Annotated in this window: 12 protein-coding genes and 1 tRNA gene; 8 read left to right on the plus strand and 5 right to left on the minus strand. The window is 63.6% G+C overall.

Features of this window, described 5'->3' with window-relative positions; translation table 11 throughout:
• Positions 1–8: 8 nt before the first annotated feature.
• A complete protein-coding gene (locus AC1MGT_RS19920) occupies positions 9–614 on the minus strand; it encodes a trimeric intracellular cation channel family protein (protein ID WP_499501712.1) in 606 nt (201 codons plus the stop codon).
• Between the two features lie 212 nt (positions 615–826).
• On the opposite strand from AC1MGT_RS19920, the gene AC1MGT_RS19925 reads away from it, so the two are divergent.
• Positions 827–1,252: a DUF1842 domain-containing protein gene (locus AC1MGT_RS19925; protein ID WP_499501713.1), complete on the plus strand. Its 426-nt coding sequence runs from the start codon at positions 827–829 to the stop codon at positions 1,250–1,252.
• On the opposite strand, the gene AC1MGT_RS19930 is transcribed toward AC1MGT_RS19925, so the two are convergent.
• The 3 genes from AC1MGT_RS19930 to trxB all read right to left on the minus strand — a co-directional run bounded on the left by AC1MGT_RS19930 (position 1,221) and on the right by trxB (position 5,227).
• The gene (locus tag AC1MGT_RS19930) at positions 1,221–3,416 is read right to left on the minus strand and encodes an ATP-binding protein (protein WP_499501714.1); all 2,196 of its coding nucleotides are present in this window, start codon (positions 3,414–3,416) and stop codon (positions 1,221–1,223) included. The genes AC1MGT_RS19925 and AC1MGT_RS19930 overlap by 32 nt on opposite strands.
• 150 nt (positions 3,417–3,566) lie before the next feature.
• Positions 3,567–4,235 (minus strand): Smr/MutS family protein, encoded by a 669-nt coding sequence (locus tag AC1MGT_RS19935; protein WP_499501715.1) that lies wholly within the window; start codon positions 4,233–4,235, stop codon positions 3,567–3,569.
• Between the two features lie 23 nt (positions 4,236–4,258).
• Positions 4,259–5,227 carry a thioredoxin-disulfide reductase gene (gene trxB, locus AC1MGT_RS19940; protein WP_183550884.1) on the minus strand — a complete coding sequence of 323 codons (969 nt, stop codon included), beginning with the start codon at positions 5,225–5,227 and terminating at the stop codon, positions 4,259–4,261.
• A 208-nt stretch (positions 5,228–5,435) separates the two neighbouring features.
• Here trxB and AC1MGT_RS19945 point away from each other — a divergent pair, with 208 nt between their 5' ends.
• From AC1MGT_RS19945 to AC1MGT_RS19955, 3 genes are read left to right on the plus strand one after another with little or no spacing between them, the layout of a single operon-like run.
• Positions 5,436–7,928: a DNA translocase FtsK gene (locus tag AC1MGT_RS19945; RefSeq protein WP_499501716.1), complete on the plus strand. Its 2,493-nt coding sequence runs from the start codon at positions 5,436–5,438 to the stop codon at positions 7,926–7,928.
• A gap of 53 nt (positions 7,929–7,981) precedes the next feature.
• On the plus strand, positions 7,982–8,686 hold the full coding sequence (gene lolA, locus AC1MGT_RS19950; RefSeq protein WP_499504333.1) for an outer membrane lipoprotein chaperone LolA: 705 nt from the start codon (positions 7,982–7,984) through the stop codon (positions 8,684–8,686).
• Positions 8,687–8,703: 17 nt separating this feature from the next.
• Positions 8,704–10,005, plus strand: coding sequence for a replication-associated recombination protein A (locus tag AC1MGT_RS19955; protein ID WP_332529958.1), 1,302 nt, complete (start codon positions 8,704–8,706; stop codon positions 10,003–10,005).
• On the opposite strand, the gene AC1MGT_RS19960 is transcribed toward AC1MGT_RS19955, so the two are convergent.
• On the minus strand, positions 10,002–10,367 hold the full coding sequence (locus AC1MGT_RS19960) for a winged helix-turn-helix domain-containing protein (protein WP_332529959.1): 366 nt from the start codon (positions 10,365–10,367) through the stop codon (positions 10,002–10,004). The two genes, AC1MGT_RS19955 and AC1MGT_RS19960, sit on opposite strands and share 4 nt — an antisense overlap.
• Positions 10,368–10,507: 140 nt before the next feature.
• Here AC1MGT_RS19960 and AC1MGT_RS19965 point away from each other — a divergent pair, with 140 nt between their 5' ends.
• From AC1MGT_RS19965 to AC1MGT_RS19980, 4 genes are all read left to right on the plus strand, one after another.
• A complete protein-coding gene (locus tag AC1MGT_RS19965) occupies positions 10,508–11,059 on the plus strand; it encodes a hypothetical protein (RefSeq protein WP_499501717.1) in 552 nt (183 codons plus the stop codon).
• A 158-nt stretch (positions 11,060–11,217) separates the two neighbouring features.
• Positions 11,218–11,400 (plus strand): hypothetical protein, encoded by a 183-nt coding sequence (locus AC1MGT_RS19970; RefSeq protein ID WP_499501718.1) that lies wholly within the window; start codon positions 11,218–11,220, stop codon positions 11,398–11,400.
• Between the two features lie 119 nt (positions 11,401–11,519).
• Positions 11,520–12,815: a serine--tRNA ligase gene (gene serS, locus AC1MGT_RS19975; protein WP_499501719.1), complete on the plus strand. Its 1,296-nt coding sequence runs from the start codon at positions 11,520–11,522 to the stop codon at positions 12,813–12,815.
• A gap of 112 nt (positions 12,816–12,927) precedes the next feature.
• A tRNA-Ser gene (locus tag AC1MGT_RS19980) sits at positions 12,928–13,017 on the plus strand.
• Positions 13,018–13,111 lie beyond the last annotated feature (94 nt).

The following is a 13,111-nucleotide window of genomic DNA, read 5'->3' on the forward strand; positions in this document are numbered from 1 at the left end:
GTACGTCGTTACCGCCCCATCCGCATATCGAATTTCCACGTCAGCAGCCGCAGGCCGCTGATGAACAGGCAGCTCGACCACAGCGCGAAATCATGCGGCACGCCGTACTTGCCCATGAGCAGGAACAGCCAGTTGCCGATGAAGGCGCAGATCGCATACGGTTTGCCATCCCGGAACACCATCGGCACCTCGTTGCAGACGATATCGCGCAGTACGCCCCCGAAAATCCCCGTAATGACGCCCATCATCGAGGCGATGAAGATCGGCATGTCCGCCGCCAGCGCGGCTGATACGCCCGCGATCGAGAACAGGCCCAGGCCCACCGCATCGGCAATCACGATCAGGCGCTCCGAGACGATCTGGCGCAGTGTGCGGATGAGGGGAGAAGCAACCAGTGCCAGCACGAAGATCGCGATCGCATATTCCTGGTGCGTTACCCAGAACAGCGGGCGCTTGTCGAGCAGGATGTCGCGCAGCGTGCCGCCGCCGAATGCGGTAATGAACGCCACAGTGAATACCCCGACCAGGTCCATGCGCTTGCGCCGTGCCTCGATGAAGCCGGAAAATGCGCCGACCAGGATCGCCATGATTTCGATGAACTTGATGAGCGTCATGCAGCAGAGGTCAGGGAATGGTGTTGTGAGATTACCACGGGCTCAGCGCTTGCATAAAAGAATTATGCGCACCCTGCGCCATGGGCGTCGCCCCGCCTGGGAGAGGGAAGAAAACCGGAAGGTCATTGCGGCCGGGCGTGCTTACAGTGGCGAGGTCCCGCGCGGCGTGAGCGCTGGAGAATCCCTGCAAGCCAACCCAGATGAAGGAGTAGATGATGGCGAATACGTTCGAGTCCGTGAGAGTGGTCACCTTGACCGCCGGCAACTGCGGCATGCCCGGCGCCCCGATCCTGAAGATGGTGCTGATGATCGACCAGGCCGATGGCACCGTGCAGGGCAAGGGCGAGATCACCCAGGCCCTGGCGTCCCCGTACGGCGAGTTGCCGGTGTCGAACATCACCGGCCAGATACGCGCGATGGGGTTCGGCCCGGCGACGATGTCACTGGCGCTCAAGGGCACCATCATCGCGACGCTCAAACCGCCGGCGATCGGTACCCTGGAGATTCCATTCAGCGCCTTCTTCGTGACCGACAACGACTGGATGGGCAGAGGTTACTTCAACTACCCGCCCAACGACGTGACCGATGTGCCGGTCGCCCCGGGGCTTAGCGCGCCAGCAGTGGTAGCCGCAGCGTAAAGATCACCCGCCCATCCGCATACCGGTAGGCCAGTTCACCCTGGTGCTCGCGCACGATCTGCTGCGCGATGTACAGGCCCAGGCCCATGCCGGTGCGGTTGCGCGGGTTATTCATCGACGCGCGCTTGAACGGATTGAACAGCGTGGCCACGGTTTCGGGCGCGATCGCCTGGCCGGCGTTGGCGACCTCGACCGATGCATCACGCTCGTTGGCGCGCAGGCACACGGTCACCGGCGTGCCCGGCTCGCCGTGGTGGCGCGCGTTGCTCATCAGATTGGATAACACCTGGCCCAGGCGGCCGCTGTCGGCCTTGACGATGGCTTCATCGTCGCAGATCAGGTCGAGCGGGATCGACGGATACGCCATGCGCGCCTCGTCCATCAGGTCGATCAGCAATTCCTTCAGGTCGACCGGTACCAGCGAAACGCCCAGGCCCATGCCGCTGTCGATACGGCTCATGTCCAGTACCTGGCTGATCATGCGCTGCATGCGGTTGGTCGACGACTGGATGCGCTTGCCCAGCGTCGGCTGGCCGTTGCCGCCACCGTTGCCGGTGCGCTCGAGCACCATGCCAGCCATATTGATCGAGTGCAGCGGATCACGCAGGTCATGCCCGAGCATGGCCAGCAACTGCGCGCGGGTCGCTTCGGTTTGGGAGCGGTGCGAGTTCACGGCGCGCACCAGCTCCGCCAGCGTCAGACGGGCATTGCCCAGCACGGTGGGTTCCCACGGGTGCGCACAGCCGCGCACCGTCTCATGCCAGGCGTCGAACGAGCCGCGTGGCGTCAGGCGTTCGCCCAACGGGCCGAAAATGGCAATTTTTTCGGGGCGGCCGCCCCAGGCCACGGTTTCGATCTGCTCGACGCGCAGCAGCACGCACCAGCCCTGGCCCATCGGATCGAAGGGCATGGCCAGCATGCCCACCCACTTTCCCAATTGTGCCTGTAGTGCTTCCGGCCATTCATGCTTGCCTTCGCGCACCAGCAAATCGTGCTGGTTGTCCGGCAGCGACGCAATGATGGCCTTGGCCAGTTCGGGCGCCAGTTCGCCATGCACGACCACCTTGCCGTGCTGGGCGACGATCATTGCCTGGGCGCCGGCAGCCGCCAGCAGTGACTGGCCATGTTCGCCCAGCGCGTCGATCGGGTCGTCGTCGAGCAGCAGCGATTCGACGATGCTCGTGCGCACGCGGGCCGACTGCTCGGCCAGCGTGGCGTCGGCGCGCGCTTCGATGCTGAGGATGGTCGATGCCATCACCTGTGCCAGCACGTCGGCCGCCAGGCGCACGGCGTACGGCACCAGCTTCTTCGACATGTGATGGCAGGCGATCAGGCCCCACAGGCGGCCGTTGATGACGATGGACACGCTCATCGACGCCATCACGTGCATGTTTTTCAGGTACTCGATGTGCACCGGCGAGACGCTGCGCAGCACCGCGAAACTCATGTCCAGCGGCAGGGCGCCCGGCGCGCCGCACAGCGGAACGGCCTTGTAGTCCATGTCGCCGATCATGCGCAGCGTGTTGAGCGTGTACAGTCGGCGCGCCTGGGCCGGGATGTCGCCGGCCGGATAGCGCTGGCCGATGTACGGCACCAGGTCGTCGCGGCGGCTTTCGGCGACCACGTCGCCGCTGTCGTCAGCGCGGAAACGGTAGGCCATCACGCGGTCGAACCCGGTGAAGTCGCGCACCTGGGCCACGGCCACGCTGAGCAGCCCTTCAATGGTTTTCTGACGGCGCAGGCGGTCGATCGAGCTGTGCGCCTTGACGGCGAACTGCGACACTTCCTCGGTCGAGGCTTCGCGCAGTTCGAATTCGGCGGTAACGCGCCCATGGGCGGCGTGCACGACGCAATCATATTCGGCCGCGCCAATGGACAGGCCGGCCACGATCGGGCCGGCGTCGTCGTCGTGCAAGGTGTCGATGCAGTCGGTGATGGCGTCGAAGGCGGCGACCGGCAGGGCCAGCGCGTCCAGCGACAGGCCCAGTTGCGGGGTGACACCCAGCATGGCGGGCGCGTTTTCGCTCCAGCCGGCCAGACGTGCGTCTTCGGTAAAGAACAGAATTGCGCCGTGGGGCTGGATCGAGCCGGGGATATGGATCGGCTCGTCGGCGCAGGACGACAAATCGACCTGCTGCCCATGCTCCATGATGACCGCTTGCATTGCCTTCAAATCACACCACCCCTAGTCGAATGACCGGCAAAAGACCGGCCGAGAGGAATTCTACAATCAACCGGCAAAAGGCGTGGAAACTGCAAACACGAACATTGCAATTGTTACACAACCATGTTGCATTACCCATACAGACGCGTGTTATTCCAGTAGTGCAGCGCGCAGCAGGGCGATCAGCGCGCCATGGCCGCCGTCGGAGCGGCCGGCCGCGCAAAAGGCAATCACTTCGTTCTTTTGCACGAGCCAGCTGTGCACGATCCCGCGCAGCACCGGTTCGCCACCCGGTGAGCCGTAACCGATGCCATGGATGATGCGCACGCAACGCACGCCGCGCCGGTTGGCGCGGTGCAAAAAGTCGGTGAGGGCGTCGCGCGCAGCGTCGCGGTTCAGGCCATGCAGGTCGAGCTCGTCCTGGATCGGCCAGTGACGTTTGCGCAATTTGCGCACGACATCGGGGCCGACGCCATCGCGCGAGTAGCTCAGGGCCGGGTCTTCGTCGAGCATGCCTTCGACGTCGAACTGGTCCGACAGCGATTCGCGCAGGACGGCTTCGGTTTCCTCTGCGGCAGAGAGAACCGGTCCGCGCTGGATCGGGCGGTTCGGGGCCACGTACACCGGGCGATGGACATAGCGATCGGATTCGGGCAGCTTGCGCACGCCCTGCATCGAGCTGCGAAATTCCACTGCCCGTTCACGCGCCAGGCGTTCGCGTTGTTCACGCTCGGCCTGTTCGATGGCGCGCACGCGCTCGTTTTCCTTGAGCTGGTCGCGCAAGCCCTTGAGCTCAGCGAAGTCTTTCATGCCTGCCATCGAATGCGGTCCCTGGTGAGGATTTACTGTGGATCGTCTTCCAGCGCTTCGAGGTAGCGCTGTGCGTCGAGCGCGGCCATACAGCCGGTGCCCGAGCTGGTGATCGCCTGGCGATAGATGTGATCCTGCACGTCGCCGGCAGCAAACACACCCGGCACGCTGGTGGCAGTGGCCATGCCTTCGAGGCCCGACTTGGTCACCAGATAGCCGCCGCTGTGCATCTCGAGCTGGCCTTCAAAGATGCCCGTGTTCGGCTTGTGGCCGATGGCCACGAACAGGCCGTGCACGGTCAGGTCCTTGAAGTCGCCCGTCTGGGTCGATTTCAGGCGCAGGCCAGTCACGCCGCTGTTGTCGCCCAGGACTTCGTCGAGCGTCTGGTTATATTCCAGCACGATCTTGCCTTCGGAGACCTTGTGCATCAGGCGGTCGACCAGGATCGGCTCGGCGCGGAAGCGGTCGCGGCGGTGGATCAGCGTGACCTTCGAGGCGATGCCGGCCAGGTACAGCGCTTCTTCGACAGCGGTATTGCCGCCGCCAATGACGGCGACTTCCTGGTTACGGTAGAAGAAGCCGTCGCAGGTGGCGCAGGCCGACACGCCCTTGCCCATGAACGCCTGCTCCGATGGCAGGCCCAGGTACTGGGCCGAGGCGCCGGTCGCGATGATCAGGGCGTCGCAGGTGAAGGTGAAGCTGTCGCCCACCAGGCGGATCGGCTTTTCGTTCAGGTAGGTCGTGTGGATCTGGTCGAACACGATCTCGGTATTGAAGCGCTCGGCGTGCTGCAGCAGGCGCTGCATCAGCTCCGGACCCTGCACGCCCAGCGGATCGCCCGGCCAGTTCTCGACATCGGTGGTGGTCATCAGCTGGCCGCCTTGCTCAACGCCCGTCACCAGCATCGGCTTGAGGTTGGCGCGCGCGGCGTACACAGCGGCGCTGTAGCCGGCAGGACCGGAACCGAGAATGAGGACTTTGGCGTGTTTAGTTGTAGTCATGGCGGCGCTTCAATGATTGTTAATAGACACACGGCAATTGGGGGCACCTTGAGAAGAATCAAGGCCCACGCGGGCGCCGGTCGGGGTGTGCGAAAGAGGGCAGATTATAGACGATGCGGCGCGCGGGCATGAATCGTGGGGCCAGTGTGACCGTATATCGCTTAGAATGACCGGATCGTCGATTCGTAGTTACCACGCAGTGCCTGCAATGAGCAAGAATAGTCCAGCCGCCACCTCCGGATATACCCGCACCAAGCAAACGGCCCGCGCGCCGCTGCCAGGCCGCCTGTCGCGCCTGCTGTCCGAAGCGCGCTGGATCGCCGGCGCCGTCGCGTTCCTTTATTTCGTCCTGATTTTGCTCAGCTACAGCAAGGGGGATCCCGGCTGGTCGCACGCCAATTCGGTACCCCGCATCGACAATCTGGGCGGCGCTGCCGGCGCCTGGCTGTCCGACCTGCTGCTGTTCATCTTCGGCTTTTCGGCCTGGTGGTGGAGCGTCATCTTCCTGCGTCAAGTCTGGCGCGGCTGGCGGCGCCTGACCGACAAGCTCGGTACGGCCGCGGCCGCAGAGCCCGTGCACCATGGTGAAATCTACGTCCGCTGGATCGGCTTCGCACTGATGTTCGCCGGCAGCGTCGGCCTGGAATACCTGCGCATGTGGTCGTGGGATGTCGAACTGCCACGCGCGCCCGGTGGCGTGCTGGGGCAATTGATCGGGCACGCCAGCCAGGTCACGTTCGGGGCCACCGGCGCCACCTTGCTGCTGTTGCTGCTGTTCGGCCTGGGCTTTTCGCTGTTCTTCCAGGTCTCGTGGCTGGCCGTGGCCGAGCGCATCGGCGGCGTGTTCGACGATGCGTTCGACTGGTTCCGCCTGCGCATGGAAGACATCGAAGACCGCAAGCAGGGCGAAGTGGCGGCCGTCAAGCGCGACGAGGTCGTCGATCACGGCCGCGCCAAGTTCACCGAAAAGCATTCGAACGAGCCGATTCCGGTCGTCAAGGCCGAGCCGTCGCTCGACATGGCGCCAGCGCCGGCAACCGTTTCCATGGCCAAGTCGACGGCATCGTCGGCCTCGGGTAGCGCGCCAAGTGCCGCGCCAAGCGCCCAGCCAGCGCTGCAGCCGATCAAGATCGAGCCGCAGATGGTCAGCGTGCCCAAATCCGAGCGCGCCGAAAAAGAACGCCAGACGCCACTGTTCTCCGATCACCGGGGCGATACCGACCTGCCGCCGCTGGCGCTGCTCGATGAAGCACCGCCCGTGACCGAAACGGTCAGCGTCGAGACGCTGGAATTCACCAGCCGCCTCATCGAAAAGAAACTGTCCGACTTTGGCGTCGACGCCAAAGTCGTGGCTGCCTACCCGGGCCCGGTCGTCACGCGCTACGAGATCGAACCGGCCACCGGCGTGAAGGGCAGCCAGATCGTCAACCTGGCGCGCGACCTGGCGCGCTCGCTGTCGCTGACGTCGATCCGCGTCGTGGAAACCATCCCCGGCAAGAACTACATGGCGCTCGAGCTGCCAAACCCGAAGCGCCAGATCGTGCGCCTGTCCGAGATCGTCGGCTCCAAGGTGTATGGCGACAGCGCGTCGAGCCTGACCGTGGCGCTGGGCAAGGACATCGCCGGCAAGCCGGTGGTGGCCGACCTGGCCAAGATGCCGCACCTGCTGGTGGCGGGTACGACGGGTTCCGGCAAGTCGGTCGGCATCAACGCCACCATCCTGTCGCTGCTCTACAAGTCCGATCCGGCCGACGTGCGCCTGATCCTGATCGACCCGAAGATGCTGGAAATGTCGGTGTACGAAGGCATTCCGCACCTGCTTGCACCGGTCGTGACCGACATGCGCCAGGCGGGCCACGCGCTGAACTGGGCCGTCAACGAGATGGAGCGCCGCTACAAGCTGATGAGTAAACTCGGCGTGCGTAATCTGGCCGGCTACAACAACAAGATCCTCGAGGCCACCAAGCGCGAAGAGCACATCCCGAATCCGTTCTCGATCATGCCGGACAACCCGGAGCCGCTCGAAAAGCTGCCGACCATCGTCATCATCATCGACGAATTGGCCGACCTGATGATGGTCGTCGGTAAGAAGGTCGAAGAGCTGATCGCCCGTATTGCGCAAAAGGCGCGCGCCGCCGGCATTCACCTGATCCTGGCAACGCAGCGACCATCGGTCGACGTCATCACCGGCCTGATCAAGGCGAACATCCCGACCCGCATTGCGTTCCAGGTATCGTCGAAGATCGACTCGCGCACGATTCTCGACCAGATGGGCGCCGAGGCGCTGCTGGGCATGGGCGACATGCTGTACATGCCGCCGGGTACCGGCCTGCCGGTGCGCGTGCACGGGGCTTTCGTGTCCGACGAGGAAGTGCATCGAGTTGTAAAACATCTGCAATCGCTGGGCGAGCCGAACTATATTGAAGGCATCCTCGAAGGGGGCACGCTGGAAGAAGGCGGCGCCACTGACGGGGCCGCAGCAGGCGAGGGTGGCGGCGAGGCCGACGCGCTGTACGACCAGGCGGTGCAGGTGGTGCTCAAGAACCGCCGCGCATCGATCTCACTGGTCCAGCGTCACCTGCGCATCGGCTACAACCGCGCCGCGCGCCTGCTGGAACAGATGGAAAACAGTGGCGTCGTCTCGCCGATGCAGTCGAACGGCAACCGCGACATCCTGGTGCCGGCGGCCAGCGCGGAATAACAGCGCGCCTACCATGCGCCCGCGCTGCCTGACTGGTCATGAACCGTCGTAGGGTGGACGGCTCCGCCGTCCACGCGTCCAACCTGCCCAAGCAGGCCCAACAACAAGAAAAGGCCCCACGCATGCAAGCAACCAAATTCACCATCGCCGCACTCCTGGCCACGAGCGCCTTCGCGTTCTCGACCATCGCCAGCGCCGCCGCACTCGACCAATTCAAATCCTTCGTCGCCAGCACCAAGTCGGCCAAGGGCGAATTCACCCAGCAACAGCTGGGCAAATCCAAAAGCGGCAAGGCCAGCCCCGCATCGAGCGGCAGCTTCGTCTTTGCCCGTCCCGGCAAGTTCATCTGGACCTACCAGAAGCCGTACGAGCAAGTCCTGCAAGCCGATGGCGACCAGCTGTATATCTACGACAAGGACCTCAACCAGGTCACCGTGCGCAAACTCGGTAACGCGCTGGGTTCATCCCCGGCAGCGATCCTGTTTGGCAGCAACAAGCTGGAAGAAAACTTCACGCTCAGCGAAGCGGGCGAACGCGACGGCATGGAGTGGCTCAACGCCGTACCGAAAGCCAAGGACACGTCATTCGAGCAGATCAGCATCGGTCTGAAAGGCGGCGTGCCGCTGGCGATGGAACTGAAGGACACGTTCGGCCAGACTTCGCGCCTGACCTTCACGAACTTCCAGCGCAACCCGGCCCTGGGCGCGCAGCAATTCAAGTTCGAGACGCCCAAGGGCGCCGACGTCGTCAACCAGTAAGCCGTACGGAGAGCGCCGTGGATGACCTGTTCAAGACCGAACCGGCGGCGCCGCTGGCCGAAGCCCTGCGCCCGCGCACCATCGACGAGGTCGTGGGGCAGAGCCACTTGCTGGGTCCCGGCAAGCCGCTGAACCTGGTCTTCAAGTCGGGCAAGCCCCATTCGATGATCCTGTGGGGCCCGCCGGGCGTGGGCAAGACCACGCTGGCGCGCCTGACCGCGTATGCGTTCGACTGCGAATTCATCGCGCTGTCGGCCGTATTGTCGGGCGTGAAGGATATCCGCGCGTCGATCGACCAGGCCGAGCAGTATCTGGCGCGCGGCAAGCACACGATCCTGTTCATCGACGAAATCCACCGTTTCAACAAATCGCAGCAGGATGCCTTGCTGCCGTTCGTCGAAAGCGGGCTGGTCACGCTGATCGGCGCGACGACCGAGAATCCGTCGTTCGAGGTGAATTCGGCGCTGCTGTCGCGCTCGCAGGTGTACACGCTCAAGGCATTGACCGATGACGAGTTGCGCCAGTTGCTCGCGCGCGCGAAAGAATCCGTACTGCAGCATCTCGAATTCGACGAGGTCGCCATCGACACGCTGATCGGCTACGCCGACGGCGACGCGCGCCGCTTCCTGAACCTGCTCGAGCAGACGAAGACGTCCAGCGACACGGCCGGCATCACGCACATCACGGCCGACTTCGTCGAAAATGCGCTGACGCTGAACGTGCGCCGCTTCGACAAGGGCGGCGACAATTTTTATGACCAGATCTCGGCACTGCACAAGTCGGTGCGCGGCTCGCATCCCGATGCCGCGCTGTACTGGCTATGCCGCATGCTCGACGGCGGGGCCGATGCCAAGTATCTGTCGCGCCGCATCGTGCGCATGGCCTGGGAAGACATCGGCATCGCCGATCCGCGTGCGATTCAGCTGGCCAACGATGCTGCCGCCACCTACGAGCGGCTCGGCTCGCCAGAAGGCGAACTGGCGCTGGGTCAGGCAGTGATCTATCTGGCGATTGCCGCCAAGAGCAACGCCGGCTACAACGCCTTCAATGCGGCGATGGCGTTCGTGCGCAAGGACAAGTCGCGCGAAGTGCCAGTTCACTTGCGCAATGCACCGACCAAGCTCATGAAGGAACTGGGCTACGGTCATGATTACCGGTATGCCCACGACGAGCCGCATGCGTATGCGGCGGGGGAGACCTATCTGCCGTACGACATGCCAGAGCCAGGCTGGTACCAGCCGGTGCCGCGCGGGATCGAAACCAAGATCGCCGAGAAGATGGCGTGGCTGCGCGGGCTGGACGACGAGGCCCGCCGCTAGCGGCCTTCTGCGGCCTTCACCAGCAGGCCTGACAATTCATCAAAGTACGCCAGCGCTGCCGGCGTGAGGTCAACCTGCTTGCGCCGGGTGTCTTCGGTGTCGGTGAGCGTGAGCCAGCCTTTCTTGCGCATCGCCGTGACCCGCGCATGGATGGTGGCGGGTGCACCGAGGTGTTCCTGCGCCATCAGGTCGCGCACGGAGAGGCGCTGGTGCGCCTGCAATGCACGGGCGACCACAGCCAGCACGCGCTCTTCGCGCGCGTCCAGCGGCCCCAGCGTGGGCAGCGTGCGCAGTGCGTCGACCAGATTCAGGAAGCGCAGGTAAATATCGGCCGGCCTTGTCGGCGGTTTTTCTTGACTCATCGAGTTCCCATGCCCTGTTCGGGCAATGCTTGTTGCAGTGCTGCCACGCTCAGCAAATTGTTGCGTGTCGGTTAACATCGGCTTGTTTATAATCCGGCCTTCGTCCGTGGTCCTTGCATTGTAACCAAAGCCTCTCATCCATGCGTCATTTGCAGCTTAAGTTCGTCATGGTGGCGTGCACGGCGACCCTGTTCCTGGCCACCATCCTGCTGAACGAAATGCTGTTTACGCGCCTTGAGTTCGTACCCGGCATCAATATAATCTACCTGCCTGCCGGGGTACGCCTGCTGAGCGTCTTGCTGTTCGCCGAGGCCGGTGCATTTGGCCTGCTGCTGGCATCCTGGTACATCTGCTTCTTCCACTTTTTCCCGGATGATCCGCTACGCTCGTTCGCTGGCGGCATCCTGTCGTCGCTGGCGCCGTATCTTGCATACCGCGCCTTGCTGGCGTCAGGGATCGGTGCATCGCTGCGCGGCATGAGCGGCCAGCGGTTGTTCTGCTTCGCGCTGCTGTTCTCCGTCATGAGTCCTGCCATGCACCATGCCTGGTTTGCGCTGATGGGCGGCCAGAATCTGTGGAAAGGCTTCGTCGTCATGTTCACCGGCGATCTGGCTGGCACACTCATCGTGCTGTATGGCGCCAGGCTTGCGCTGAACGTGTTCTGGCCCAAGCCTGTGGGGCGCCGCTACTGACTGACGGGCAGCGTTGCCGTCGGTCGCTTGGCGGCGCATTCTGCGCCGCCGTTCATGCGCTTCGTCGCAAGTCGATGGTGGTTCAGGGGATCGGTGGCTACAGTACCACCATACCGCAGCAAGTCTGCGAACCCTGAAACCACCACCGAGGAGCCATCATGAACATCCGCAAAAACTTCGAAGCCCTGTTCCTGGCCGTTGTTGCACTGGGCCTGGTTGGCAGCTACGTCACCGCAGACGAACGGCCGATCACGATCGCTGCATCGACCGCGCCGGCGCTCGACATGGCCAGCATCCAGACCGTCGTCGTGAGCGCGCCGCGCCTGGCCGCCACGCTGTAACTCGCCGCCGATCGGTGGGCAGGCGAGGGCCCGGCAACGTCACTGCCAAATCTCGCAAGGAATGCCAGTCGGCTTGGTACAATTGTGGTTTCGATACACACAGCCTGGTCCAACCCGACATGATTGACATCCAACTTCTCCGCAAAGACATCGACACCGCTGCCGCCCGCCTGGCGACCCGCAAGTACCAGCTCGATGTGTCCGTCTTCAGTGCACTGGAGGCCGAACGCAAGGCCATCCAGACGCGCACCGAAGAACTGCAGGGCAAGCGCAATGCGCTGTCCAAGCAGATCGGCATGCTCAAGGGCAAAGGCGAAGACACGACGGCCGTGATGGCGGAAGTGGCGGGCCTGGCCGACGAGCTCAAGGCCAATGAAGCGGCGCTGGCGAAGGTGCAGGAAAGCATGGCGCAGTTCATGGCGGCCGTGCCGAACCTGCCGCACGAGAGCGCCCCGCAGGGCCTGGATGAAAGCGGCAACGTCGAAGTGCGCAAGGTCGGCGATGTGCCGGCATTTGACTTCGCCGTGCGCGACCACGTCGACATCGGCGAGCGTCTGGGCCTGGACTTTGAAACCGCCACCAAGATCACCGGTTCGCGCTTCTCGATGATGAAGGGTGGCATGGCGCGCATGCACCGCGCGCTGGCGCAGTTCATGCTCGACACGCACACCGAACGCCACGGCTATACCGAGTGCTACACCCCGTACATGGTCAATGCCGATTCGCTGCGCGGCACCGGCCAGCTGCCGAAATTCGAAGCCGACCTGTTCTCGGTGAAAAAGGGCGGCGTCGAAGGCGAGGGCGAGACCTTCTACCTGATCCCGACGTCCGAAGTCTCGCTGACCAACGTCGTGCGCGATGAGATCCTGGCGCTGGATGCGCTGCCGCTCAAGATGACGGCGCACACGCCATGCTTCCGCTCCGAAGCCGGTAGCTACGGCCGCGACACGCGCGGCATGATCCGCCAGCACCAGTTCGACAAGGTTGAGCTGGTCCAGGTGGTGCATCCGGAACAGTCGTACGCGGTGCTGGACGAGATGGTCGGCCATGCCGAGTTCATCCTGACCTCGCTTGGCCTGCCGTACCGTGTCATGCTGCTGTGCACGGGCGACATGGGCTTCTCGGCCGCCAAGACTTTCGACATCGAAGTCTGGCTGCCGGCGCAGAACACGTACCGCGAGATTTCATCGCTGTCGAACTGCGAAGCGTTCCAGTCGCGCCGCATGCAGGCCCGCTTCCGCAATGCCCAGGGCAAGCCCGAGCTGGTGCACACGCTCAATGGCTCGGGCCTGGCCGTGGGCCGCACACTGGTGGCCGTGCTCGAGAACTACCAGCAGGCCGACGGCAGCGTGATCGTTCCCGAGGTGCTGCGCCCGTACATGGGTGGCCTGGAACGCCTGACGCCAGCAGCTTGAAACGGGTGAGGGAAAGGGAAATCAGCCACGGCGCATTTTCTCCCTTCCATTTCCCGATCAATCCGCTATAATGGCGGTCTCTTGCAGCTCACAGCAAGAATCGACCGAATCAGGAGAGGTGGCAGAGTGGTCGAATGTACCTGACTCGAAATCAGGCGTACGCGCGAGCGTACCGTGGGTTCGAATCCCACCCTCTCCGCCAAGTAGCATGGAACAAGCCACCGCAAGGTGGCTTTTTTCATTCCCGAACGCTGCCAGGATCCCAGTATGCTCGCCCGAATGTCATCCCGATTTCT

It is taken from the genome of Telluria sp. BA11 (genome assembly GCF_056680305.1).